Consider the following 25,058-nt stretch of genomic DNA (forward strand, 5'->3'; position numbering starts at 1 on the left):
CCATGTGAGAGTAGGTCATCGTCAAGATTAAATTCCGAAACCCCTATCTGCGTATGCAGGTAGGGGTTTTGTTTTTGGCCGCGGGAAAGTCCAGGGATTTCTCATTGATCCTTTTCGCAGTTGACCATCCACGAAACACCAAAACGGTCAACCAGCATGCCGAAGCGTTCCGCCCAGAACGTGGCCTCCAGCGGCATTTGCACGCTGCCCCCTTCCGACAACGCGGTGAAGACCCGCTCAGCCTCGGCGATACTGTCGACGTTGAGTGAAATGGAGCAAGCGCTCATGGCGTCGGTCGGGCGATCAGGGGTGGTATCCGATCCCATGAGCGCCTGGTCTCCCACCACAAGACGGGTATGAGTGATCAGGTTATGGAGATCCTTGGGGACGTGTTCGGCGGCAGGGGTTTCACCGAAGGTCAGCATGGCTTCGATATTGCCGGGCAGGCTTTGCGCATAGAACGTGAAGGCAGCTTTGCAGTCGCCATTGAAAATGAGGTAGGGATTGATTTTCATGTTCGGCTCCAGGTGTTGAAGTACACACAAACACACCTCGGATTGGACGCCAGGGTCGCTGGCGAATTCCGATTGGGTTGAGCCGACAAGCTAAGCTTTAAATCGTGGCAGGGACCTGTATTTCTTTAGATATCTTTTCTATAGGGCGGGCGAGGCTTATGGCCTCCAGTGCGCGCTTGGGGGCCAACAGGCGCTCGACGGCACCGCAGACCATGCTCTCCAGCAGTTCTTCGCGTTCTTGCTCACCCAGCGCATGTGGGGTCAGCCAGCTGGGAGCGCTGTTGAGCAAGCAGCCAATGGCATGCCCGGCCGCCAACAAGCCTTCTTCGCTGAAGCGGGAACTGCCGCCAAGCATTTTCAGGAGGGTGCGCTCATATTGTTCGCGCAATTGCTGCACCCGTTCCTGTTGCTCTTCATTCAGACAGCCGATGTCGCGTTCCGCCAGGCGGAAATGCCAAGGCATATCCCGATGCAGATTCAGGTGCGCGCGGATCAGGCTGCCCAGCCTGTCGCGCTTTGCCGGAGCTTTTTTCTGGATGCGGGCGAGGGTGGCCAACAGCTCCTCGTAGAACTCCTCGATCAGATCGAGCAGCAGGTGCTGTTTACTCGGGTAGTGGTGGTACAACGAGCCTGGGGAAAGCCCCAGGCACGTCGCCAGCTCACGCATGCCGACCTGGCCGAAACCTTTGCTGGAAAACAACTCCAGCACCTTGTCCCGGTACTCGGCAAAGCGCGAGCAACGTTCAGGCATAGGCATGGAAACCGCGCCCCGATTTGCGCCCCAGGTAACCGGCCGCGACCATTTCCTTGAGCAGCGGAGCAGGGCGGTATTTGCTGTCGTTAAAGCCGTCGTAGAAGGCTTCCATGATCGCCAGCAGGGTATCCAGGCCAATCAGGTCGGCCAATGCCAACGGGCCGATTGGCTGGTTGCAACCCAGGCGCATGCCCGCATCAATGTCCTCGACGCTGCCCAGGCCTTCCTGGAATACCAGAATCGCTTCGTTGATCATCGGTACCAGGATCCGGTTGACCACGAAGCCTGGGCGGTTGCCCGCGGTGATCGCGGTTTTGCCCAAGGTGGTGGCCATGTCCAGCGCCAGTTGGTGGGTCGCGTTGCTGGTCTGCAGGCCACGGATGACTTCGATCAGGCCCATCACCGGCACCGGGTTGAAGAAGTGCAGGCCGATGAAGCGCTCCGGCTGGCTCACACTGGCGGCCAACTGGGTGATCGACAGCGACGAGGTGTTGGAGGCAATCACGCATTCGCTGCTGACCTGCGCCGCGATCTGCTGCAGCACACGCAGTTTGAGCTCGAGGTTTTCGGTAGCCGCTTCAATCACCATTTGCGAGTCTTTGAGGCTGCTGTAATCGGTGCTGGTGCGGATCTTGTCGAGGGCTGCGAGCTTCTGCTCCTCGGTCAGCGTTGCCTTGGCAACCTGGCGATCGAGGTTTTTAGCAACGGTCGCGACGGCTTTTTGCAGAGCGCTTTCAGAGATGTCGAGCAAGGTCACGTGGAAGCCGGCGAGGGCACAGACTTGTGCAATACCATTGCCCATGGTGCCAGCGCCGATCACGCCGATGTTTTGCAGATTCATGTTCCCGTCCTTCAATCAAACCTTGCGATACCTTGGCCGCGGCCGAAGGCGTACTATTGCCGGCGAGTCTAGAGCTGGCAGGGCACTTGTCCTATGCCGGAACTGTTCAACGGCACTGATGTTTTTTGCCATTCGGGTGATGAGAGAGAAGCGTTCAAATGCGGGAAAATGACTCGGTTGCCGCCTACTTCGTGCGGGCAATGATCCATGGACTGGGGGAGGATCCGCAGCGAGTGAAGGCGGTACTCGAACTGGCGGGGATTGATCCGCAAGTCATGCACCAACCCACGGCGCGGGTGCCGGCCGGTGCGTTTGCAGCGCTATGGCTGATTCAGATCCGTGAGCTGGACGACGAGTTTTTCGGCCTCGACTCCCATGGCATGCCGCCGGGCAGTTTTGCCCTGATCTGTCGTGCCTTGATTCAAGAGCCCGATCTGCATAAAGCCATGCGCCAGTGCCTGGTCAACTTCGGGCTGTTCCTGCGCGATTTTCGCGGCACCCTGACGGTGCGTGGCAAGCGCGCGGTCATTAGTCTGCAAACCCACTCCTCAGATGCCGATGCCAGCCGTTTTGGCGAAGAGACATTCCTGGTGCTGATGATCAGCCTGCTGTGCTGGCTGGGTGGCCGACGCATCCCTATCGACCGTGCCGACTTTCGCCACGAGCGCCTGTCCCTCAGCGATGATCGACTGCTCTGGGGCCCGAACCTGACCTTTGGTGCCGAGCGCACCGAAATCGAATTCGCCAGCCACTACCTGCGCCTGCCCGTGGTTCAAGACCTGGCGTCGTTGAAAGTGTTCCTGCGCACCGCGCCGCAATGGCTGGTGATCCGCTTCCGCAACCAGCATGGCCTGGCATCCCAGGTTCATCAGCGCTTGCGCGGCAGTCATTACAGCGAATGGCCGACCTTGCAGGATTTCGCCCTGGAGCAGCACCTGAGCCCTAGCACGTTCCGCCGCAAACTCGAACGCGAAGGCTGTTCGTACCAGGAGATCAAGGACGAGGTGCGACGCGGGGTGGCGTTCGAACAGTTGCGCCAGAGCGGGGCCAGCATCAGTGATATCGCCGAGCAACTGGGATTTCAGGAACCCAGCGCCTTCCATCGGGCGTTCAAGAAGTGGACCGGGGAAAGCCCGGGGCGGTATCGGGCAAGATTCCAGGGGTGATTATCGAAGCGTCTGTCAGACGCTTCTGATTTTGTCCGGGCCCGATGTTTCTGGCCTGTTCAGACTGTAAAGTCGCACGTCATTGTCTCTGTTGAGCACTGCTTGCAACAAGGACGCTATGCCCAAGGAAATGGAGTCCACCGACGTGACCGAGTTTGAACGCATCGAAGCTAAACCCGCAGGCACCTCACCCGACCGCTTTGCCCATCTGAGTAGAAGCCTGTTATGGCTCAACGAGCGTGCCTGGCCTCTGGGCATTGGGATTCTGCTCACTGCCGGGATGTATCTGTACCAGTACATCCACGAGGAAAACATTCCCCTCAGTATTACCTCTTCTGCGGTCCTTACCGCGCTGCCGGTCATGTCGGCGATACTCGTGTTCATCATCTCGATCCTGGTGGCGTTCGTCCTGTTGCCGATCTTCGTGCTGTTCCATCAGCTCGATGCCTCCGGAAAACGCCTGAGTGACGATTTGAGTTTCGACCAGAAATCTCCCGAAGCGCAGGCTCGTCACCGGCACCTGTTGTGGCGTTGGGGAGGCGGCTTGCTGATCCTCGGGATTTTCTGCGGGTCGCTCACCGCTATCGGCTCCCAGGTCCAGGTCAACCTGCTGTGGGGAAGCGCTGCGGTATCGGCGGCGATGCTGACGATCGCGGGCTACTACAGGCTCATGACGCTCGGTGTACAGGGGACGATATCGACAGAGTTTCGTATCGCCTGTGTGATGTCCGCTTTCGTCCAGATAATGGTCATCCTGAACGTCACTATCGTGGCAATCCACATCGCGAGCCAATACGTCAGCCAGCTCGGCTGGCTTGTGCCTCTGATGCTGGGTGAGTTGGCGATCGTATGGCTGATCCAGCTGCTGGGTGCACAGTTCGTGGTGAAAGTGCGCGGCCATCAAAATCCGCTCGCCCTGCTGGCGATAGCGGTAACGGTAGTGGTCATCGGATTGGGCCTGCACCCACAGTCGGGCGCCAAGCTGGGCGGGTTTGCGTTCCAGTTTTCGGCTTCCGGGGCACGCAATTGCACGATCATGAGCTTCAGCCCGCAGAGCCAGGGGCTCGAAGCCATAGCGGACCCTGACCGGCCAGGTTTCAGTCGACCGTTACGCGTCGTTGCCGAGGCCGACGCCACCTACTTTGTACGACTCTGGAAGACCGACTCCAAGGCTGTCCAGTTTGTCCCTCGCTCCAGCCTGACCGGAATAGATGCCTGCCCGGTCGATAAAAAGGCTTCGGATAAAACTCGGGACTCCTGAGTCTCGCTGTATCCAGTCCACGGACAGTAAAAAGATCGCAGCCTCGCTCCGCTCGTCAGCTCCTACTGAGGTATCCCTGTAGCTGTTGAGCGAAGCGAGGCTGCGATTTTTTGCTTCACCATCAAGGCATCTGCGGCAACTCCTGTGCCCGCAGGTCGAACACCAGCACTTCTGCATCCACACCGTTGCTCAACGTCAACGCCTGTTCTTCACGAACCCGTACGCCATCGCCTTCCTGTAGCAACAAACCATTGAGCTCGACGCTGCCCCGCGCCACATGCACATAGGCATAGCGATGGGCGCCCAGTTCCAGGGTGGCGCTTTCCTTGCCGTCGATCAGACCGGCATACACCCGGGCATCCTGGCGCACCTTCAACGAACCCTTGGTGCCGTCCGGGGAGATGATCAGCTGCAGGCGTCCCCGTTTCTTCTGCGTGCTGAAGTGTTCCTGCTGATAGCGGGGTTTGGCACCGCTGACCTCAGGCACGATCCAGATCTGCAGGAAGTGCACCGGGCGGGTGCTGGAGTGGTTGAACTCGCTGTGGGCGACACCGCTGCCGGCACTCATCAATTGCACGTCGCCGGGGCGAATCACCGAACCGGTACCCAGTGTGTCCTTGTGTTCCAGGGCACCTTCAAGCACATAGGAGAAAATTTCCATGTCGCGGTGCGGGTGCTGGCCGAAGCCTTTGCCGGCGGCGACACGGTCGTCGTTGATCACCAACAGGTCGGAAAAACCCTGCTCTTTCGGGTTGCGGTAATTGGCGAAGGAAAAGGTATGAAAGGACTTCAACCAGCCGTGATTGGCCAGGCCACGATCCGAAGCTTTGCGCAGAGTCAGCATGATGAAATCTCCTGTGGGGACGTTGATTCGTCTGATTGAGGAGAAGGTTAATGTTTACTGGCTGATGCAATAAGTAGATGGGAATTGAAATACTGTCTCCATCCAGTTGACAGACAACCGACCCTGCAGTCGAACGTCATGCACCGAAGATCCAATGTGGGAGCGGGCTTGCTCGCGAAGGGGCCAGCACATCCAGCTTCTCCGACGACTGACACACCGCTTTCGCGAGCAAGCCCGCTCCCACAGGTAATGCTGTTCACTTAAGGCGATTTTCAGGCATTTGAAAACCGTGGCGAGGGGGCAAGCCCCCTCGCCACAGATTTTGTACTTGCCTGATGATCGTGTTAAGTGAACAGCATTACGCTCCCACAGGGATTTGTTTGATTTTTCCCCGGCGCGCTTGCAAAAACAGCACGTACATTCAATTTTTCCTGCCCCCGTCCCCGCAATATCGATTCCAGCACCCGGTGCTGCGAGTTGTGCGGGGAGAACATGAGCGCTTCGCATCGGCACCACAGAGGATTGCTGTTTGTGCGGCTCAGCGACGCAATATTGCTGTTACGGATGCAGGGTTTGCCCAAGCTGCTTCAATACAGTACTGAGCCGAAAAAAGCGTGCCCTTTCCACCCAAGGGCGAATCTCACGTTGCCGTGATTGTGACCACCAGCATTTTCGTCGCCGGGCCAGGAAGGCTGGCGCTCAATGTGCGTTTCACCGGAGTCTTGCGCCATGTCTGATCCCGTTCGCCTGCAACCGGTCAAGCCGGGGCCTGATGAAGTCGTGACCCTGATCGTCAAACATCGGGTCAAGGCAGGTTTTGAAGCCCCTTATGAGGCCTGGTTGCGCAACATCGTCAAAGTGGCCGGGCAGAATGTCGGGCACCTGGGCGTGGACGTGGTGCGCGGCAAGAGCGTCGGGCTCGACCTGTATACCTGCGTGCTGCGCTTTTGCTCTACCGAAGCGATGCAACACTGGCTCGATTCTCCGCAACGTCGGGAACTGATCGACCAGGCCACGCCGATGCTCGCCGATGGCGACCAGACTGAGGTCAACCCGGTCAACGAGTTCTGGTTCTCCCCGCAGACTGAAGCAGCAGTTCTCCCACCACCACGCTGGAAGCAGGCGGTGTTGACGTTGCTGGTGATTCTGCCGCACACCTTGCTTGTTCCGTTGCTGTGGGGGCCTCTGCTTGGGCTCAACGCATTTCTCTCCAACTACGTGGTGGCCACGTTCCTGATCACCCTGACCATCGTCCTGTCGGTGGTTTATATCTTCATGCCCATGGCGACGCGCCTGTTCGCGCCCTGGCTGTCCCCTACCGCCGAGTCCAAGGAGCCGCAATGAACGCCGACCTGATTCTGTTCAATGGTCAATTCCATACCGTTGACCGCGAAAAGCCGCTCGCCAGCGCCGTGGCTATCAGCGAAGGTCGTTTTGTCGTGGTCGGCAGCGATGCCGAAGCCATGGCTCTGCGTGGTTCGGGCACACAAGTGATCGACCTCAAGGGCCGCTGCGTCATCCCCGGGCTCAACGACTCGCACCTGCACCTGATCCGTGGGGGCCTGAACTACAATCTGGAACTGCGCTGGGAAGGCGTGCCGTCCCTGGCCGATGCCTTGCGCATGCTCAAGGACCAGGCCGACCGCACGCCGACGCCGCAGTGGGTGCGGGTGGTCGGTGGCTGGAACGAATTCCAGTTCGCCGAAAAGCGCATGCCGACTCTCGAAGAACTCAACCTGGCGGCACCGGACACCCCGGTCTTCGTCCTGCATTTGTATGATCGCGCATTGCTCAACCGCGCGGCCCTGCGGGTGGCCGGGTACACCCGCGACACACCGAACCCGCCCGGTGGCGAGATCGTGCGTGACGCCAATGGCGAGCCGACCGGCATGCTGGTGGCGCGCCCCAACGCGATGATTCTGTACTCGACCCTGGCCAAGGGGCCGAAGCTGCCGCTGGAGTATCAGGTCAACTCGACCCGTCAGTTCATGCGCGAACTCAATCGCTTGGGCCTTACCAGCGCTATCGATGCCGGCGGCGGTTTCCAGAACTACCCTGACGATTACCAGGTGATCGAGCAGTTGGCCAAGGACGAGCAACTGACCGTGCGCATCGCCTACAACCTGTTCACCCAAAAGCCCAAGGAAGAGCTGACCGACTTCAAGAACTGGACCGGCAGCGTCAAGCTGCACCAGGGCGACGATTACCTGCGACACAACGGCGCCGGGGAAATGCTGGTGTTCTCGGCGGCGGACTTCGAAGACTTCCTCGAACCGCGCCCGGACCTGCCGCAAACCATGGAAGCCGAACTGGAGCCGGTGGTGCGCCATCTGGTCGAACAACGTTGGCCGTTCCGTCTGCACGCCACTTACAACGAATCCATCAGCCGCATGCTCGACGTGTTCGAGAAGGTCAATCGCGACATACCGTTCAACGGCTTGCCGTGGTTTTTCGATCACGCCGAGACCATCACCCCGCAGAACATCGAGCGGGTGAGGGCGCTGGGCGGCGGCATCGCGATTCAGGATCGCATGGCGTTCCAGGGTGAATATTTCGTCGAGCGTTACGGCGCGCAAGCGGCCCAAGCCACACCACCGATCAAGCGCATGCTGGCCGAGGGCGTACCGGTGGGCGCCGGTACCGACGCCACGCGGGTGTCTAGCTACAATCCATGGACTTCGCTGTACTGGATGGTCAGCGGTCGCACCGTCGGCGGCATGGAGCTGCACGCCGAAGGTCTTTCACGCCTGACGGCGCTGGAACTGTTCACCCACGGCAGTGCCTGGTTCTCGTCGGAGCAAGGCAAGAAGGGCCAGATCAAGGTCGGGCAACTGGCCGACGTCGCGGCCCTCAGCGCGGACTTTTTCAGCGTCGATGAAGAGGCGATCAAGTGGATCGAGTCGGTGTTGACCGTGGTCGGCGGCAAGGTGGTGTACGGCGCCGGTGACTTCGACAAGCTCGGGCCGGCCAGCGTGCCGGTGCTGCCGGACTGGTCACCGGTGGTGAAGGTACCGGGCCACTGGCGCCCGACGTCGCCGATGCAGGCCCAGGTTCACCATTGCAGCGGCCCATGCGCGGTGCATTCCCACCGTCATGAACGGGCACGCCTGTCGAACGCGCCGGTCAGTGATTTCGCCGGCTTCTGGGGCGCCTTTGGCTGCTCGTGTTTTGCCTTCTGACGAATTCAAAAAAAGCGCCGGCCCAGCAGGGCGGCGCTGACTGCAACAACCATCCCACAAGGAGTTTTCCAATGAGCAACGTTCCTTACTCGCGCCTGAACAAAGACGATGCCGTGGTATTGCTGGTCGACCACCAGACCGGCCTGATCTCGCTGGTACAGGATTTCTCGCCCAACGAGTTCAAGAACAACGTGCTGGCGCTGGGTGACATCGCCAAGTTCTTCAAACTGCCGACCATCCTCACCACCAGTTTCGACAGCGGTCCGAACGGCCCGATCGTGCCGGAGCTCAAGGCGCAGTTCCCGGACGCGCCGTTCATTGCACGCCCGGGCCAGATCAACGCCTGGGACAACGAAGACTTCGTCAAGGCGATCAAGGCCACCGGTCGCAAGCAACTGATCATTGCCGGTGTGGTGACCGATGTGTGCGTGGCATTCCCGACTCTGTCGGCCATTGCCGAAGGCTTTGAGGTGTTTGTGGTGACCGACGCTTCCGGCACCTTCAACACCACCGTGCAACAAGCGGCCTGGGCACGCATGTCGGCCGCCGGTGCGCATCTGATGAACTGGTTCGCCGTGGCCTGCGAGCTGCAAGGCGACTGGCGCAACGACATGGAAGGCCTGGCCAACCTGCTGTCCGAGCGCCTGCCGAACTATCGCAACCTGATCAACAGCTACACCAAATTCACGGCGAAGTAAGACCTGTCAGTTGAACCCATTACCTGTGGGAGCGGGCTTGCTCGCGAAGGCGTGATGTCAGTCAGCATTGATGTTGACTGAACCACCGCTTTCGCGAGCAAGCCCGCTCCCACAGGGTTTTGGGTGATCTGCAGATCAGCGGTTCTGCAACCCACTCAAAAAACCACCTTTCTTGAGGCCATGGCGGTGAACCGTGCCTGGGACGGCGAGTCAGCGAGGATGCTTTGTTTCAGATTAATTGGATGTCTGGAGGGGGGGAAGCGGCTGTAAAGTGATTGGCTGTCCACCAGGGAGTGACAATGAACCCCTTTGAAGATATGCGTATTTTCTGCCAGGTGATGGACTCCGGCAGCTTCACGGCGGCCGCCGATCAATTGGGGCTGTCCAAGCAATTTGTCAGCCGCCGCCTGATGCAACTCGAAGAGCGCCTGGGCGTACGTTTGCTCAATCGCTCGACCCGGCGACTGGATGTCACGCCGCTGGGGCAAAGCTATTACGAGTCAGCCTTGCGCCTGCTCGCTGAAGTCGAGCAGGTGGAGCAGGGCATTGCCGGGCAGACCACCGAGCCACGAGGGACCATTCGTGTGAGCGCGCCGCTGTCCTTCGCACTGGCGCATCTGGGCTGCCTGCTGCCGGTGTTTTTGCAGCGCTATCGCGACGTGACGGTGGAGATGGATTTGAGCGATCGTCCTGTGGATTTGCTCGGTGAGGGTTACGACCTGGCGCTGCGCATCGGCACACTGGAAGATTCGTCGCTGATTGCCCGACGCATTGCCTCCATCGAGCGAGTGTACTGCGCAAGCCCGGCGTACCTGGCCGAGCGCGGCACACCGCTCAAGCCTGAAGACTTGCACGGTCACGACTGTCTGCCGTACGGCCATGGTCGACAGGTGCAATGGCGGTTTGCGGGGCAGGGCAAGCCATTGAGCGTCAATGTCAGCGGGCGGATGCGGGTCAACAACGGCGATCTGCTCAAGGATGCGGCGATCGCCGGGCTGGGGATCACGTATTTGCCGACGTTCATTGTCGGCTCGGCGTTGCAGGAAGGACGGCTGGTGCAGGTGCTGGAGGATAGGCGGCCGGAGCCGCTGACGTTGTCGGCGGTCTATCCGCAACACCGGCAGAGTTCGCGGCCGGTGCAGGCGTTGGTTGAGTTCCTGCGCGAAGAGCTGGATCGGGCAGAGGGTAGGTTGTAGGAACGCGCAGGACCGGACGTCAATGAACCTGTGGGAGCGGGCTTGCTCTCGATGGCAGGGTGTCAGGCAACAGAAATGTTGAATGATCCGCTATCGCGAGCAGGCTCGCTCCTACAGGGTTTTGTGTTGTATGGACTTCAGCGGGGATCAGCTCCTTTTGTCATCCCCAGGCTCGCCATTGGCATGCACACCACGGTCATCGCCGATTTCTCCGTTGGCGTGTACACCACGGTCATCGCCGATTTCTCCGTTGGCGTGTACACCACGGTCATCGCCGATTTCTCCGTTGGCATGCACACCTCGGTCGTCCCCGGGCTCATCATGGGTGCCGCTGCGACCGGAGGACGATACTGCGCCGGAGTGGCTTGAACCGCTGGCGCTGTTGCCGTGGCCGCTGTTGCTGCCATGGTCGCCACTATGGCCGCTGCCGCTGTTACCGCCACTGCCGCTACCACCGTGACTTCCGCCATTGCCGCCGCTACTTCCTCCGCCACCGCCACCGCCACCGCCGCCGCTGCCGCTGCCGCCACCACCGTGACCGCCGCCGCTGCCGCCACCACCGTGACCGCCGCCGCTGCCGCCACCACCGTGACCGCCGCCGCTGCCGCCACCACCGTTACCGCCTCCACTTCCGCCACCACCACCACCGCTGCCGCCACCGCCGCCACCACCACCACCACTACCGCCCCCGCCGCCACTTCCTCCGCCGCCACCCCCATCCTTGGCCTGAGCACTGGATACCCCGGACAGGCTGTCCGGAATCAAAACGGTAGACGCCGACAGAACTGCGCCAATAGCTACTGCCAGTAAAAGCTTGTTGATGTGCATGTCGTTCTCCGTCTTCTTATTCAGCCTGGAACGTTGATGAACGTTGCAACTTGCTGCTTTTTCCGTTGCTACATTGATGAACACCCCAGCGTGCTGATTTATTCAGTGGGTACCTTGATAAAAAGTGCTGCGTACAGCGCGCCCCTGGTTCGGGGTCAATGAATGCTGGAAGCCAGTTCGAAAATCGGTATGTACATCAGGATCACGATCACCCCGATCAGCAGGCCGATGAAGGTCATCAGCAACGGTTCAAACAGGCGCACGAACCATTCGATCCAGCGGCTGATTTCTTCGTCGTAGAAGTCGGCGCTGCGCTCCATCATTTGCCCGAGATTGCCGGACTGTTCACCGGCACGCAGCAGGCGCAGGGACACCGGGGTTACCAGATGATTGAGTTCCAGCGCAGCGGACAGCGATTGCCCCTCGCGCACGCGCTCGCAGGCCTGGTCCAGGCGTGAGCGCGAAGCCACGGTGAGCAGGCCTCGGACCATGCCCATGGCCGTGACGAGGGGGATACCGCCTTGCAACAGAATCCCCAGGGAGCGGTAGAAGCGCGCCAGTTCGTACATGAAGATTCGCTGGTGGACCGCCGGCAGTTTTTCGATCAGTCGGTCCACGCCCCGGCGAAAGGCCGGCTGGCGCTGGAGCAGGACCAGGCCAACGATGAGCGCGAGCAGGCCGCCGAAAAACTCTCCCTGGTGGGCGTGGAGGAACATGCCGCTGCTCATGAGGATCTGCGACAGCCAGGGCAGGTTCGACCCCAGGCCTTCGAATACCAGGCTGAAACGCGGCACGACATAGCCCATCAAAAACAGCACGACACCACCGCCTACCACCAGCAACAGCATGGGGTAGATCGAAGCGCTGACGATCTTCTGCCGGACTTCGTCCATGCGCTGGCGATAGCTGACGTACCGGCCCAGGGCATCGCCCACAGCGCCGGTTTTCTCACTGGACTGCACCAGGGCAACGTACAGCGGGGGAAACACCGCTGATAGCTGGCCCAATGCCTGGGAAAACGATTTGCCTTCATAGAGCAGGCGCACCAGCTCACTCAAGGTTTTGCGGGCCTGGGGCGCGGTTTCCTTTTCCGCCAGACTTTCCAGCGCATCGATCAACGGCAGGCCGGCGTTGAGCAGGGTGGTCAATTCCTGGCTGAACAACACCAGGTTGAAGGTCTCGCGCTGCTTGAGCCGCAAGGCGCGCCAATGCCGCTCGGCGTGCAGGCTGACCACCCGCAGGCCCTGGTCTTCGACGATGCGGCGGGCTTCGCTGTGACCCGGTGCTTCGACAGTCATTGCAACGACACCGGCCTTGCCGACGGCTTTAAGGTGAAAGCGCATGGTCGCGATTCCCGTTACTGCCAACTGGTGACTTCGGCGTTCTCGCCTTCGCCGCCGGGCTGCCCGTCCTTGCCCATGGACAGCAGGTCGTACTCGCCGTTTTCACCGGGGTAGCGATAGTTGTAATTACGGCCCCAAGGGTCCTGGGGCAGTTTTTTCTGCAGGTAAGGGCCGGTCCAGCGCGGTTCATCACTGGGTGCGCTGATCAATGCCTGCAAGCCCTGTTCAGTCGAGGGGTAATGGCCGACCTCCAGACGGTAAAGATCCAGGGCCTTGCCCAGGCCTTCAATCTGCGCCTTGGCGACTTTCACTTCGGAGCGGCCCAGTTGGGCGAAATACTTCGGCGCCACCAAACCGGCCAACAGCCCCAATACCACCAGCACCACCAACAGTTCGAGCAGGGTGAACCCGCTTTGGGATCGCGGGGCACAACGAAGACGCTGTTTCATGATGACCTCATACATTTGGCAGCACAGTTGCGATCAAAGCACATGCAATTGCCATGCTCACCCCCGGGCGTCCTCGCGCACCCCTTGTCCTACGGGCCTTGGGGGTAACGGCACAGTGCTTGCGTATGCCTGATCCGCGACCGGCGATTGGGGCATTAGCCCCAATTTTCGGGGTCGGGAAGGGGAGGCATAACAATGAAGTTGCTCACCACCGCAATGCTCGCTCTGTTTGTGCTGGCTGGCGCCGTACAGGCGGACGTATTCGTTTCCGTGGATGCCAAGGGCAACTACGTCCTGTCCAATGTCCATCGCCCCGGCCGCCACTATGAGCGAGTGATTCGCGAACCCGCAGAGGCGGTGGTCAGCCTCGACGAGCAGCCGCAGATGATCGCTGCGCAACCCTACGCCGAGCTGGTGGCGGCGGCGGCCACGGCCAACGAAATACCGGCGGCGCTGTTGCATGCGGTGATCAAGGCCGAGTCCGCCTACAACCCCAGAGCCGTGTCGCCCAAGGGCGCCGGTGGGCTGATGCAATTGATGCCCGATACCGCCCGCGAAATGGGCGTGAGCGACGTCTACGACCCCAAGGCCAACATCCAGGGTGGCGCCCGTTATCTCAAGCGCCTGATGACGATGTTCGACAACGATATCCGCCTCGCCGTGGCCGCCTACAACGCCGGGCCGCAAGCGGTGCTCAGCCGTGGCAACGTGGTCCCGCCATTTGCCGAAACCCAACGTTATGTGCCAAGCGTCCTGAAGCAGTACCGGCGCTTGCAGGGGCTGGCTGCTGATGCGCCTTTGTGAGCGCTGGCAGTGGGGCAGTATCCCCAATGTTGGGGCATGGTGGCCCCGGTGAAAAAATTGGGGGATTGGGTGGGGCTTTTCCCCCGAGTCATTAGGTCGTGACAATAACTATCTGATTAATAATAAGATTTTTTATGGCATGCGGATTGCTCTGGACGATTTGTCGAGATCTGTCCCTGAGAACCGCTGCGAGGCCCGACTCCATGATCGGCATAAACCGCGCTCCGACCCTGATACATTTACTGCTGCTGGTTGCATCAATGTCTGGCATCGAAGCCGCCAATGCAGCTGCGCGTTGCGAGCGCAACCTGGTGGCCAACGTCGTGGCGCTTGATCAGCCGCTTATGTTCAACCGCCTCGGTGCACAGAACGTCAACGGCATGATGTTCGCTCTGCGTCGTGATGTGGTCGATGACCATGACCGGTCCCTGGCCAGTGGCGGCTCAGCGGTACCGGGCAAAGTGTCCCTGCGTCCCGACAAGCGTCCGCGTCCGCTGGTGTTGCGGGTTGCCGCCGGCGACTGCCTGACCATCAATCTGCAGAACCTGCTGGCTTATCAGGCCAACCCCAACTCCGATGAGGACGCAAACGAGGAAGAGGGCGAGGAAGAAATCGAGATCGGCAACGCCGATGGCTTCAAGGCCGACGAGCAGGTCGCCGACCGCCATGTCGGTTTCCAGGTCAACGGCATGCAAGCGGTCAACAGCATTGATGACATCTCATCGTTCACCGGGCGTAACGCCAATACCTTGATCCCGCCCGGTGGTACCCGTTCCTACACCTTGTATGCCGAGCGGGAAGGGGTATTCGCCGCCAGCAGCCGTGGCGCAAGCTTCGGTGGCGAAGGTGCGGCAGGCAACGTGGCCAATGGTCTGTTCGGTCAAGTGGTGGTGGTGCCCAAAGGTGGTCGCACTTACCGCAATACCGTAACCGAGGAAGAGATGCGCCTGGCCAGCACCGGTCGTACACCGGCCGGTCAGCCGATCGTCGATTACCAGGCGCGCTACCCGCAGCGCGAACCATGGATCCGTGAAGGCAAGGCCGGCACGCCGATCATCAACATGGTCGACGGCAACGAAATCATATCCAGTGAAAGCGACGCAATTGTCATGGGCAGTAACGCCGATGGCAGCTTCCCGACATCGACCTACGCGCTGGAGTCCATGGGCAAACGCAATCCGGCGCTCCCTAACCGCCTGGAGCCGTTTCGCGATTTCGCTTCGCAGTTCCAGGATGAAGTCGCTGTCACCCAGGCGTTTCCCGCCTACTGGGCCGACCCGGTGATGGCCCACGTGCTGGAGCCGACCCGTGACTCCTTCATGATCAACTATGGCTCCGGCGGCATGGGTGCCGAGGTGGTCGCCAACCGCCTGGGCGTGGGGCCGATGCACGATTGCCTGTCCTGCGCTTATGAAGAATTTTTCCTCAGTTCCCACACCGTCGGCGACGTGGCGATGCTGGTGGACGTACCGGCCAACGCCGGGCTGGAAGGCATCACCCCCGGTCAGACCCCCAATGCCGATCAGGTGGGGGTGAAGGCGACCATGGCGCTGTATCCGGCCGAACCGTCCAACGTCAACCACAGCTACATCGGTGACTTCGTCAAATTCCGCAATACCCACAATGGCCACGAGCAGCACATCTTCCACCTGCACGGGCATCAGTGGCTGTTCAACCCCAATGACGATAACTCTGACTATGTGGACGCCCAGGGCATCGGTCCGGGTGCGGGCTACACCTATGAAATCGCCAATGGCGGTTCGGGCAACCGTAACCGGGTGGCGGGCGACGCGATCTATCACTGCCATTTCTATCCGCATTTTGCCCAGGGCATGTGGGCCATGTGGCGGGTGCACGATGTGTTTGAAGAGGGCACCAAACTGGAAGTCTCCCAGCAGGGTGACGACGGTTTCCACAGCGAACCGTTCGCCCTGCGCAGTGGAAAACCTGCGGCCGGTGCACGGGCGCTGCCCGATGGTGAAATTGTCGCCGGCACACCGATCCCGGCGGTCGTGCCGCTGCCCGGTAAAGCCATGGCACCGATGCCAGGCAAAGTCGCCGTGGTGCCGAAAATTGGCGAAACCCTCGTGGCCGGCAACGATGACGATGAAGAAGACGACGATGACGACGGCGAACATCACGGCGGTGGCGGCGGAGCACAGGCCATTGGCTCGCTGGTGCTGGTCGATCGCAGCGAAGCCAATCGCAATGCCGATGGCACGCTGAAAAACCCTGGCTATCCATTCTGGATCGGCGGCATGGAAAGTTCGGTCGGGCAACGTCCGCCAACTCCGCCGCTGGACATGCTCGACGCCGCCAAAGCGCAGGCCTTGAAGGCCAGCGGCAATGCGTTGTGGGCCAACCTCGACCCGGCTCAATCCGGTGGCTGGGACGGTGGCCTGGGGCGGCATACCCTGGACGGCGTCTCTGCCGGTGGTGAGGCGAACACAGTGACAACCTCGCTGGACTTCTCCAAGGAGGTCACCCGGGCCAAACCGATTTACCTGCCTGAAGAGGGCACCGAAGTCGAACAGGCGGCCATGGCGTTCCACGCCAGGAAGGACCACCCCAGCTACGCCGTGTTGCCCGGCAGTCAGGTGGTGGCGCGTAACTTCCGTACCAACGGCGCCTTGCCGATCGCGGGTGCGCCGTACTACGAACCTTGCATGGATGATCGGCAGAAACGCCTGACCGGCAGCGCCGGCACCGGCGAGTTCACCAGCGGCGAACGGGGCGACGGCATGTCGTTCACCGGCGCCTCGACCTTCACCGCCGACCGCCCGCGCATCTACAAGGGAGCGAACATTCAGTTCGATGCGGTGTACAACAAGGTCGGCTACCACTTCCCGCAAGCACGCATCCTCGCACTGTGGGAAGACGCCTGGCCGGTGATTACCAAGCAGCGTCCGCCAGAGCCTCTGGTGATGCGCATGAACACCTTCGACTGCGTGCAGTACATGCAAACCAACCTGGTGCCGGCCACCTATGAGATGGACGACTATCAGGTGCGCACGCCAACCGATGTGATCGGCCAGCACATTCACCTGCCGAAATGGGACCTGACCGCGGCCGATGGTTCGTCCAACGGCTGGAACTACGAAGACGGCGTGCTTTCCCCGGGTGCGGTGCAAGAGCGCATCCATGCCATTCGCCAGTTCAACCAGTGCGAAGAAACCGATCCGCGTGACGGCACACCCGCCTGCCCGAAAGCCAAAAACCACCCGTTCTTCGGTCAGTACGGCCGGGCCGACTGGGTCGGGGCGCGCACGGCGATGCAGCGCTGGTTCGTCGATCCGGTGGTCAACAGCAAGGGCGTCGATCGTGGCCTGGGGACTATTTTTACCCACGACCACCTGGGCCCATCGACTCACCAGCAGATAGGTCTGTACGCCACCGTGCTGGCTGAGCCGGCCGGCTCCAGTTGGTTCCATGCCGAAACCGGCGAGCCGCTGTACAGCGGTGCCCGCCAGGACGGCGGACCGACTTCCTGGCAAGCGGTGATTTCCACCGGTGATATCGATGGCGACGGCAAGAACGACAGCTTCCGGGAGTTTTTCCTCGAATACAGCGACTTCCAGCACGCCTATGAAGCGGGTGTGTACGTAGGCGCAGGTCCCGACGGCAAGCCCAATCCGCAAGCCTTCCCGGCCACGGCGGACAGCTTCCGCTACGCGATCAACCCACCAGTGCGCAACAACGCCAGCAACTTGTTGGACGGGATTGTCGAAGTCCAGGGCGGGATCAAGCCCGGCTGCCCGACCCGGCCGTGCCCACAGGCGATCTCGGTGGATGACCCAGGCATGTTCGTGGTCAATTACCGCAATGAACCGCTGGCCCTGCGGGTGTACGACCCGAATCGGCTCGGCCCGGACGGCAAGCGCGGCATGCAGGCTGACGGCCTCGGCGGTGACCTCGCATACGCCATGCAAAGCCGTACCGACCGAGCGATCCCGGCGATGAACCTGGCGCCGAACCTGATCACCGCGGCGACCGGTCCGACCGGCGGCACCACGCTGTTCCCGCCGCATATCAACCGCGGTGGCGCCGAACCGGGTGACCCCTTCACCCCAATGCTGCGCACCTACACCGGTGACAACGTGCGGCTGCGGGTACATGCCGGTGGTCATGAAGAGGAACACAACGTCACCCTGCATGGCGTGAAGTGGCTGCAAAGCGGCTCCGGTTTCGGCAACAGCTCCAACTCCGGCTGGCGCGCGTCGCAGATGGTCGGTATCTCCGAGCAGATGGGCTTCATTGCTCCGGTGTCGATGCTCTCCAGTTCGGCGGCGACCACGGGTGACTACCTGTACTCGATGGACGCTTCCATTGAAGGCTACTGGAGCGGGATCTGGGGGGTGATGCGCAACTACACGGCGCAACGCAACGACCTTTTCGCACTGCCGAACAACCCGAAACCGGCCGGCATGCGCAACACCGTGGCGTTTGAGGGCACCTGCCCACGGATCGGCGCCAACCCCACTGGCATCGGCACCCGGCCAACCCCGCAACGCAACTATGAAGTGGTGGCGGCGCTGGCCAACGACATCCTCAGTAATCCACTGGGCTTGTCCATCGGTGATCCGGCAGGGCTTGGGCAACACGTGGGCGGGCCACTGAAACCGGCGGGCGGCACCCTGGTGTTCAACTCGCGGGCGGTGAGCATTCCACAAGTCACCGTGTTCGACCCAGAAGACGGTGAAACCATCACCATCGGCGGGCAAAGCGGGCCGCTGCATGACCCGACCGCGATCCTGTATGTACGCAAGGCCGACCTCGATCCGGCCACCGGCAAGCTCAAGCCCGGCGTGCCTGTCGAACCGCTGGTGTTGCGTGCAACGGCGGGTGATTGCATCAACATCACCCTGGAAAACCGTTTGCCGACCGTCATGCCGGACCTCACCCAGACTGCGGTCATGCAAGGCATGGTCAAGCGCGACCGCAACAACGGCAGCGGCTCGACCACCTTCAGCAACAACCTGATGCGGCCGTCCAGCCATGTGGGTCTGCATGCACAATTGCTGGCGTACGACATCACCAAGTCCGACGGCACCAACGTCGGCGCCAACCCCATCCAGACTGTGCCACCCCGTGTCGGCAGCAGCGGCGCGTACCCGACCCGTACTTACCAGTATTACGCCGGGCACCTGGAGCGTGAAGGCAAACCGATCACCCAACTGGGGCGCAGCGTCGACAACATCAACGCGACGGCGGTGGAATTCGGCGGCTTGAATTTCACCCCGGCGGACGTGATCAAGCAGTCGCAAAAAGGCCTGGCGGCGGCTATGAGCATCCTGCCGGCCGGCGCCACCTGGGTGGAAGATGCGCGCAAGGTCAATGCGACCGTCACCGCGCCGGGGCAAACCAGCTACCGCGATTTCGCGATGGTCTGGCAGAAAGCCTTGAACATGCGCTGGGCCAATGGGCGGCCGGTAGAGGGGATTGCCGCGGAAGGGTTCGGTGTGCCGAACGATCCGCAGGACAACTCGAGCATGGCCATCAACTACAAGACCGAGCCAATGTGGTACCGCTTCGGCCTGGCCCCGGATGCTCCGTTCGGTCGTGCCGACGGCGCAGGTTATGGCGACATGGTCAATGCGCACATGGCCTACAGCAACGCGCTGGTAGGCGGCGATCCGCAAACCCCGGTGCTGTACGCCAAGCCGGGGCAACCGTTCCGAACCCACATCCTGATGCCTACCGGCGGCAGTCGCGGCAGCACCTTCCAGCTTGACGGTCACCTCTGGTCGACCAACCCGTTCGTGGCGGAGAAGAGCGACACCGGTGGCTACCCCATGGGCAGCCCTGGCGTGGGGTCGGTGAAGTTCGGCTACAACCCGATGTCGATGTACATAGGTGCCCGCGAAAGCATCCTGCCGGCCGCGCATTTCAGTCTGATGCTGCCGAGCGCCGGGGGTATCAACGCGATACCGGGGGACTACCTGTTCCGCGATTACGGAGCCTATGGGAATACCTCGGGATTGTGGGGACTGCTGCGGGTCACCAACGAGCCTGAGCCGGCACCGGCACCTTAGGGAAGCAACGCAACACCTGTAGGAGCACTGTGGCGAGGGGTTTGACTGTGGAGAGGGAGCTTGCCTGTGGTGAAGGGCTATCCCTGTGGCAAAGGGCTTTCCCTGTGGCGAGGGGGCTTGCCCCCGATTGAGTGCGAAGCACTCACAAGATCTTTGATGCAACAGAGATTTTTGGGGCTGCTTCGCAGCCCGACGGGGGCAAGCCCCCTCGCCACAGGCAAGCCCCCTCGCCACAAGGGTAGTCACCCTCGCCATGGGGCTAACCACCCTCACCACAGGGCTCGCTCCCACAGGGAGCAAGGCAGACGTAGATCTGAAGGGGAGTTTTTACAATGAACAGGACCATCACTTTTGCCAGTTGCGCCCTGATTGTCGGCGCAGCGCTGATCGGCCTGGCGGGGTCGCGCACGTCGCCACCCACCCGGCTCAGTCACGTCGCACTGCCAGACACCTCGAATGGCCAGCCCCTTGAACGCGACGGCATTTCGGTGGCGTTCGAAGTCAAACCGCTGGCCGAGGATGGCGTGCTGCGCGAAGGTGGATTCGCCGACGTGCAGTTTCGCGTGACCGACAAAGCCTCGGGCCAACCGCTGGCAGGCGTCGCCCCCGGAGCCTGGCTCGACCCCGAAACCATCGCCGCAGATCAGGCCCAGGGTCGCGATCAGAGTTGCAAGTCGCGGGTCGGGGTATTCCTCAAATCGAGCATCGGGGCGCGGCCGCTGCTGGATCTCAACAGTTACTTCCTGATGGTCATGAACCGCGATGCCAGCGTCTCGGTGGTCGATCCATCGGTATCGGTGGGCGGCATCACCAGCACCATGACCCGGGTCGAACTCAAGCAGCCACCCATGGACTGGGTCACTCCCCGGGACAACAAACGCGTGTTTGTGTCGATGCCGACCGCCGGGGAAGTCGCGGTGCTCGACAGCGAGCAATTCAAACTGATCGACTCGGTGGCGGCCGGCAGCAACCCGGTACGCGTGGCATTGCAACCGGACGAACGCCTGCTGTGGGTCGGCAACAATGCTCAGGTGGCGGAGCAGTCCGGGGTCACGGTGATCGACACCGCCAGCCTCAAACCCCTCAAGCACCTGGCCACCGGTAGCGGTCATCACGAAATCGCCTTCAGCAAGGACAGTCGCCTGGCGTTCGTCACCAACCGCGACGATGGCACCCTGAGCATTGTCGACATCGCCAGCCTGAGCATCAGCAAACAACTCAAGACCGGTTCGAACCCGTTGTCGGTGATGTACTCGCCGCTGTCCGGCGCAGCCTATGTGACGGACGGCAAGGACGGCACGGTGACGGTGATCGACAGTGCCAGCCAGTCGGTGCGCCGGGTGATCCAGCTCAAGCAGGGACTGGGGCCGATGGGCTTCAGTGCCGACGGGCGCTTCGGCATCGTGCTCAACACCCTGGAGAACCAGGCCTCGGTGATCGACAGCGCCACCGATGTGTTGATCCATGACCTGGACGTCTCCGCCGAACCCTATCAAGTGGTGTTCACCAAGGCCTACGCCTATGTCCGCGGGCTGGCTTCGCCGAAGGTCACGATGATCAACCTGTCATCCCTCGGTGAAGGCCGCACGCCGATCATCCAGGGCTTCGAGGCCGGCCCTCAGGCACCACGGCTGGCCGGGGACCTGCCGCTGGCGTCAAGCCTGGCGGTGTCGAAGGACGACAACGCGGTGTTCGTGGTCAACCCGGTGGACAACACCACCTACTTCTACGCCGAAGGGATGAACGCACCGATGTCCGGCTACCCCAATCGCGGGCAGCGGGCCCGGGCGGCGCTGGTAATCGATCGCAGCCTGCGCGAAGTCGAGCCGGGGCTGTACAGCTCGCGGATCAAGCTGCCGACCGCCGGCCGTTTCGATGTGGCGTTCCTGCTCAACCAGCCGAACATCATCCATTGCTTCAGCACCGTGGTCGAGGCGGACCAGAGCCTCGATCCGCACCGTGGGGTGCCGAAGGTGGAGTTCCTGCTCGACAAGTCCACCGCCGCGCTGGGTAGCCCTTACGTGGTGCGCTTTCGCATCGTCCAGGGCAAGCAGAAGGTGCAGCGCAGTGGGGTCAAGGACGTTCAGGTGCGTTACTTCCTGGCCCCGACTTCGCACCCCCGGGAAGTCGCCGCCGTGGAAGTCGCCGACGGTATATACGAAGCCCCGGTGAACCTCGACCAGAACGGTGCCTGGTACCTGCACGTGCGCGCAGCGTCCCTGGGCAGGCGTTTCGATGACCAGACTTTTGCCAGCGTTCGGGTCAAGCCCGGCCATGCCCACTAAGAGGAAACTGACATGAACCGATTCGCACATCGTGGCCTGCTGACGTTCTGCCTGTTGGCCATCGGTATTGGCCAAGCCCTGGCCCACTCGGCGGATGAGCACGCCGGGCACGACATGACGGCCAAAAAAGCCAGTCCGGAAACCGCTCAGGTCAAGTTCGCCGACGTCGCGCTGGTGGATCAGAACGGCAAGTCGGTCAGCCTCGAAAAGGATCTGGTGGGGAACAAGATCGTCGTCATGGGCTTCATCTACACCAGTTGCACCACGGTGTGCCCGGTGGTGTCCTCGATCATGGGCAAGGTGCAGAAACAACTGGGGCACCGGGTCGGCACCGAGGTGCAACTGGTCTCGATCAGCATCGACCCGCAGCGCGATGATCCCGAGCGCCTGAACGACTACGCCCGCACCTTTCAGAAGGGTCCGGGCTGGAGCTGGTTGACCGGCTCGCCCCAGTCGGTCAACGCCACCCTCAAGGGGCTGGGGGCCTACAGCGGTGACTTCAAGAACCATTCACCTCTGATTCTGGTGGGCGATGGCAACAGCCGGTTCTGGACCCGCTATTACGGCTTCACCGACCCGGTGGAACTGGCCCGCGCGGTCGAGAAAATCAGCGGTGAACGCAACGCCCACGCCAAGCACACGGCCGTCGCCATGGAGCATCAGCCATGAAAAACCTCGAGTGGATTGCCCTGAGCCTGTGCCTGTGGCTTGTCAGTACCTTGGCGTTGGCCCACGAAGCGCACGAACCCGCGCAACCGGCGTCGGCAACTGCGGCGGCGAACGCGCAACCGGCGACCGGCACCCGTGACGCAAAGACCTGGTTCACCGACACGCCGTTGCAGGACCAGAACGGCAACACCCTGCGCTTCTACAGCGATGCGCTGGAGAACCGCGTGGTGCTGCTCAACGTGATCTTCACCAGTTGCAACGATGCCTGCCCGCTGATTACCCGCAAGCTCAAGGAAGTCCGTGAGGTGCTGGGCGACAAGGCTGATGGCATCACCTTTATTTCCCTTACCAGTGATCCGCTGCGCGATACCCCGGCGGTACTCAAGGCCTATACCTTGAAGCAGGGTGTTGATGACCCCCACTGGCTTTTTCTTACCGGTGACAAGGCGCAAATGGACCTGGTTCTAGGGCGCATTGGCCAGATCGTACCGACCCCCGAGCAACACTCGACCCAACTGATCGTCGGTGACGTGGCGAACAAGCGCTGGAGCAAAATCCGTCCCGATGCCCCGGCCGCCGCCATTGCCCAGCGCTTGCAGTTGCTGACAATGCCCGTGGCCGGGCGCTGAGTGCCTGCCATGAATACTGCCCTCGTCCTTGGCCTGTTCTTGCTCGGCGGCATCACCCTGAGCGTGCAGGCGCTGCCGCTGACTGTCAGCGAAAGTGCCGGTAAGCGACTGTACCGCGAAGGTATGTCCGCCAGCGGTGCCCCCATCATGGCCCGGGTCGGCGCGGCAGACATGGTACTGCCCGCTACCAGCCTGCCGTGCGCCAACTGCCATGGCGCTGACGGCCTCGGCCGACCGGAGGGTGGGGTGCGACCACCGGACCTGAGCTGGTCGCGGCTGACCAGCAGTCATGGCCAGCAGCAGATCAATGGCCGCAATTACCCGGCCTACAGCGAAGCCAGCGTGGCGCGGGCGATACAGGAGGGGCGTGACCCCGGCAACAATCGGCTTGACCCGACGATGCCAAGGTTCGTGCTCTCGATCAACGATCAGCGCAACCTCACCGCCTACCTCAAGCGCCTGGCCGATGATCGCGATCCGGGTCTGACCCCCGACAGCCTGCACCTGGGGACATTGTTGCCAGGGTCGGGACCGTTGAGCGAGGAGGGCGCCACGGTGGCCGCGGTGCTCAAGGGCTGCGTGGCGCGCATCAATGGCGCAGGCGGGATTCATGGCCGGCATTTGCGCCTGACCATCCTTGACCCCGGTACCGACCGCGCCAGCGCCGAACAGGCGCTGGAGCGCCTGATTGAGCAGGAACAGGTCTTTGCCATGATCGCTCCGCTGGCGCCGGCACTCGACCCGGACCTTGCGGCACGCCTGGAAAAGGCCGGTATTCCCCTGATCGGGCCGTTGTCCATGCAGGGCACGGTGCAGGCCAGCCCGCAGATTTTCGAACCGTTGCCGGGGTTGCGCGAACAGATGATTGCCCTGGCCGACTATGCCGGCTCCAGCCTGCGAGTGTTGCCGGGGCCGACGCTGGTTGCCTACCCGGATGAGCCCGGGCAACGGCTGGCAGCACAGGAACTCAGTCAGTACTTGCAGGATCACGCCTGGAAAGACGTGCGCCTGCTTGCCTACGACCCGACCCGGGATGAGTTGCCGCTGGGCTCGCGATCGGTGTTTTACCTGGGCAGCGGCAGCGGTTTCAGCAGTCTTGCCGATCGTTTGCGCACGGCGGGGCAGGTGCCCTACCTGTTCGCCGCGTCGAACCAGGTGGCGGGGAATCTGTTGCAGGTGCCCAATGATTTTTCCCGTCGGGTATTTCTCGCCTATCCATTCGTACCCAGCGACTGGACCCACGCCGGGCGCCTGGCCCTGACCCAGTTGCGCGAGCATCAGGGGCTCGGTGGCCAGTACGGGGTGCTGCAGGTGGGCGCGTTCAGTTCGATGATGCTGCTTAGCGAAGGCATGAAGCAGGCCGGGCGCGATGCCAGCCGCGAAAAGCTGGTCAATGCCCTCGAAGGCCTGCATGACTTCGACACCGGTCTGACGCCGCTGCTCAGCTTCGGCCCGGGACGGCGCCTGGGCTTGAGCGGTGCGCATATCGTCACGGTGGATCTGCCCGACCAGCGCTTCTATCTGGTTGCTCCCTACAAACCCATTGTCGCCGCGCCCTGACTGGA

General features: G+C 61.7%; 19 protein-coding genes and 1 pseudogene. 13 read left to right on the forward strand and 7 right to left on the reverse strand.

Annotated features, from left to right (window positions below):
• Window positions 1-101: 101 nt before the first annotated feature.
• The 3 genes from AC07OG_RS25825 to AC07OG_RS25835 form a co-directional block, all read right to left on the reverse strand.
• Window positions 102-515 carry a VOC family protein gene (locus AC07OG_RS25825; RefSeq protein ID WP_495068462.1) on the reverse strand — a complete coding sequence of 138 codons (414 nt, stop codon included), beginning with the start codon at window positions 513-515 and terminating at the stop codon, window positions 102-104.
• A 97-nt stretch (window positions 516-612) separates the two neighbouring features.
• Window positions 613-1,272: a TetR/AcrR family transcriptional regulator gene (locus tag AC07OG_RS25830; protein ID WP_060541859.1), complete on the reverse strand. Its 660-nt coding sequence runs from the start codon at window positions 1,270-1,272 to the stop codon at window positions 613-615.
• Window positions 1,259-2,110 (reverse strand): 3-hydroxybutyryl-CoA dehydrogenase, encoded by an 852-nt coding sequence (locus tag AC07OG_RS25835; RefSeq protein WP_218426015.1) that lies wholly within the window; start codon window positions 2,108-2,110, stop codon window positions 1,259-1,261. Before AC07OG_RS25835 ends, AC07OG_RS25830 begins: the two co-directional genes overlap by 14 nt.
• Window positions 2,111-2,268: 158 nt before the next feature.
• On the opposite strand from AC07OG_RS25835, the gene AC07OG_RS25840 reads away from it, so the two are divergent.
• A complete protein-coding gene (locus AC07OG_RS25840; RefSeq protein WP_218426014.1) occupies window positions 2,269-3,276 on the forward strand; it encodes an AraC family transcriptional regulator in 1,008 nt (335 codons plus the stop codon).
• A 145-nt stretch (window positions 3,277-3,421) separates the two neighbouring features.
• Complete coding sequence (locus AC07OG_RS25845) at window positions 3,422-4,537, forward strand: hypothetical protein (protein WP_495068463.1); 1,116 nt, start codon at window positions 3,422-3,424, stop codon at window positions 4,535-4,537.
• A 121-nt stretch (window positions 4,538-4,658) separates the two neighbouring features.
• On the opposite strand, the gene AC07OG_RS25850 is transcribed toward AC07OG_RS25845, so the two are convergent.
• A complete protein-coding gene (locus tag AC07OG_RS25850; RefSeq protein WP_495068464.1) occupies window positions 4,659-5,381 on the reverse strand; it encodes a pirin family protein in 723 nt (240 codons plus the stop codon).
• Window positions 5,382-5,873: 492 nt separating this feature from the next.
• Here AC07OG_RS25850 and AC07OG_RS25855 point away from each other — a divergent pair.
• From AC07OG_RS25855 to AC07OG_RS25875, 5 genes and pseudogenes are all read left to right on the forward strand, one after another.
• Window positions 5,874-6,118, forward strand: a pseudogene (locus tag AC07OG_RS25855) (hypothetical protein).
• Entirely contained in the window at window positions 6,111-6,725 is a 615-nt protein-coding gene (locus AC07OG_RS25860) for an antibiotic biosynthesis monooxygenase (RefSeq protein ID WP_495068465.1), read from the forward strand. The pseudogene AC07OG_RS25855 and the gene AC07OG_RS25860 overlap by 8 nt, the downstream one beginning before the upstream one ends.
• Window positions 6,722-8,560 carry an amidohydrolase gene (locus AC07OG_RS25865; RefSeq protein ID WP_495068466.1) on the forward strand — a complete coding sequence of 613 codons (1,839 nt, stop codon included), beginning with the start codon at window positions 6,722-6,724 and terminating at the stop codon, window positions 8,558-8,560. Before AC07OG_RS25860 ends, AC07OG_RS25865 begins: the two co-directional genes overlap by 4 nt.
• A gap of 71 nt (window positions 8,561-8,631) precedes the next feature.
• Entirely contained in the window at window positions 8,632-9,258 is a 627-nt protein-coding gene (ycaC, locus tag AC07OG_RS25870) for an isochorismate family cysteine hydrolase YcaC (RefSeq protein WP_218426009.1), read from the forward strand.
• A 299-nt stretch (window positions 9,259-9,557) separates the two neighbouring features.
• Window positions 9,558-10,454, forward strand: coding sequence for a LysR family transcriptional regulator (locus AC07OG_RS25875; protein ID WP_495068467.1), 897 nt, complete (start codon window positions 9,558-9,560; stop codon window positions 10,452-10,454).
• Between the two features lie 147 nt (window positions 10,455-10,601).
• Here the strand turns inward: AC07OG_RS25875 and AC07OG_RS25880 are convergent, their stop codons facing one another.
• From AC07OG_RS25880 to gspG, 3 genes are all read right to left on the reverse strand, one after another.
• Window positions 10,602-11,282 carry a hypothetical protein gene (locus AC07OG_RS25880; protein WP_495068468.1) on the reverse strand — a complete coding sequence of 227 codons (681 nt, stop codon included), beginning with the start codon at window positions 11,280-11,282 and terminating at the stop codon, window positions 10,602-10,604.
• Between the two features lie 155 nt (window positions 11,283-11,437).
• Window positions 11,438-12,625 (reverse strand): type II secretion system F family protein, encoded by a 1,188-nt coding sequence (locus tag AC07OG_RS25885; RefSeq protein ID WP_060541869.1) that lies wholly within the window; start codon window positions 12,623-12,625, stop codon window positions 11,438-11,440.
• A gap of 14 nt (window positions 12,626-12,639) precedes the next feature.
• The gene (gspG, locus tag AC07OG_RS25890) at window positions 12,640-13,074 is read right to left on the reverse strand and encodes a type II secretion system major pseudopilin GspG (RefSeq protein WP_060541891.1); all 435 of its coding nucleotides are present in this window, start codon (window positions 13,072-13,074) and stop codon (window positions 12,640-12,642) included.
• A gap of 195 nt (window positions 13,075-13,269) precedes the next feature.
• Between gspG and AC07OG_RS25895 the strand changes: the two genes are divergently transcribed.
• The 6 genes from AC07OG_RS25895 (at window position 13,270) to AC07OG_RS25920 (ending at window position 25,053) form a co-directional block, all read left to right on the forward strand.
• Window positions 13,270-13,878: a lytic transglycosylase domain-containing protein gene (locus tag AC07OG_RS25895; RefSeq protein ID WP_218426007.1), complete on the forward strand. Its 609-nt coding sequence runs from the start codon at window positions 13,270-13,272 to the stop codon at window positions 13,876-13,878.
• Between the two features lie 203 nt (window positions 13,879-14,081).
• Window positions 14,082-19,910, forward strand: a complete 5,829-nt coding sequence (gene mnxG, locus AC07OG_RS25900) for a manganese-oxidizing multicopper oxidase MnxG (protein WP_495068469.1) — start codon at window positions 14,082-14,084, stop codon at window positions 19,908-19,910.
• 332 nt (window positions 19,911-20,242) lie between these two features.
• Window positions 20,243-22,195: a YncE family protein gene (locus AC07OG_RS25905; protein ID WP_495068470.1), complete on the forward strand. Its 1,953-nt coding sequence runs from the start codon at window positions 20,243-20,245 to the stop codon at window positions 22,193-22,195.
• A 12-nt stretch (window positions 22,196-22,207) separates the two neighbouring features.
• Window positions 22,208-22,864, forward strand: a complete 657-nt coding sequence (locus AC07OG_RS25910) for an SCO family protein (protein ID WP_060541873.1) — start codon at window positions 22,208-22,210, stop codon at window positions 22,862-22,864.
• Window positions 22,861-23,493: an SCO family protein gene (locus tag AC07OG_RS25915; protein ID WP_060541874.1), complete on the forward strand. Its 633-nt coding sequence runs from the start codon at window positions 22,861-22,863 to the stop codon at window positions 23,491-23,493. Before AC07OG_RS25910 ends, AC07OG_RS25915 begins: the two co-directional genes overlap by 4 nt.
• A gap of 9 nt (window positions 23,494-23,502) precedes the next feature.
• Complete coding sequence (locus tag AC07OG_RS25920) at window positions 23,503-25,053, forward strand: cytochrome c/ABC transporter substrate-binding protein (protein ID WP_495068471.1); 1,551 nt, start codon at window positions 23,503-23,505, stop codon at window positions 25,051-25,053.
• The last annotated feature ends 5 nt before the right edge of the window (window positions 25,054-25,058 follow it).

Source organism: Pseudomonas sp. GW821-FHT09H03, assembly GCF_059415945.1.

Bases quoted from the DNA above. Each gene is read 5' to 3' on its own strand.
- mnxG (WP_495068469.1), top strand. From the start codon at position 14,082: ATGATCGGCATAAACCGCGCTCCGACCCTGATACATTTACTGCTGCTG.
- AC07OG_RS25885 (WP_060541869.1), bottom strand. From the start codon at position 12,625: ATGCGCTTTCACCTTAAAGCCGTCGGCAAGGCCGGTGTCGTTGCAATG.
- AC07OG_RS25910 (WP_060541873.1), top strand. From the start codon at position 22,208: ATGAACCGATTCGCACATCGTGGCCTGCTGACGTTCTGCCTGTTGGCC.
- AC07OG_RS25880 (WP_495068468.1), bottom strand. From the start codon at position 11,282: ATGCACATCAACAAGCTTTTACTGGCAGTAGCTATTGGCGCAGTTCTG.
- ycaC (WP_218426009.1), top strand. From the start codon at position 8,632: ATGAGCAACGTTCCTTACTCGCGCCTGAACAAAGACGATGCCGTGGTA.
- AC07OG_RS25825 (WP_495068462.1), bottom strand. From the start codon at position 515: ATGAAAATCAATCCCTACCTCATTTTCAATGGCGACTGCAAAGCTGCC.
- AC07OG_RS25850 (WP_495068464.1), bottom strand. From the start codon at position 5,381: ATGCTGACTCTGCGCAAAGCTTCGGATCGTGGCCTGGCCAATCACGGC.
- AC07OG_RS25905 (WP_495068470.1), top strand. From the start codon at position 20,243: ATGAACAGGACCATCACTTTTGCCAGTTGCGCCCTGATTGTCGGCGCA.
- AC07OG_RS25840 (WP_218426014.1), top strand. From the start codon at position 2,269: ATGCGGGAAAATGACTCGGTTGCCGCCTACTTCGTGCGGGCAATGATC.
- AC07OG_RS25875 (WP_495068467.1), top strand. From the start codon at position 9,558: ATGAACCCCTTTGAAGATATGCGTATTTTCTGCCAGGTGATGGACTCC.
- AC07OG_RS25915 (WP_060541874.1), top strand. From the start codon at position 22,861: ATGAAAAACCTCGAGTGGATTGCCCTGAGCCTGTGCCTGTGGCTTGTC.
- AC07OG_RS25920 (WP_495068471.1), top strand. From the start codon at position 23,503: ATGAATACTGCCCTCGTCCTTGGCCTGTTCTTGCTCGGCGGCATCACC.
- AC07OG_RS25860 (WP_495068465.1), top strand. From the start codon at position 6,111: ATGTCTGATCCCGTTCGCCTGCAACCGGTCAAGCCGGGGCCTGATGAA.
- gspG (WP_060541891.1), bottom strand. From the start codon at position 13,074: ATGAAACAGCGTCTTCGTTGTGCCCCGCGATCCCAAAGCGGGTTCACC.
- AC07OG_RS25895 (WP_218426007.1), top strand. From the start codon at position 13,270: ATGAAGTTGCTCACCACCGCAATGCTCGCTCTGTTTGTGCTGGCTGGC.
- AC07OG_RS25835 (WP_218426015.1), bottom strand. From the start codon at position 2,110: ATGAATCTGCAAAACATCGGCGTGATCGGCGCTGGCACCATGGGCAAT.
- AC07OG_RS25865 (WP_495068466.1), top strand. From the start codon at position 6,722: ATGAACGCCGACCTGATTCTGTTCAATGGTCAATTCCATACCGTTGAC.
- AC07OG_RS25830 (WP_060541859.1), bottom strand. From the start codon at position 1,272: ATGCCTATGCCTGAACGTTGCTCGCGCTTTGCCGAGTACCGGGACAAG.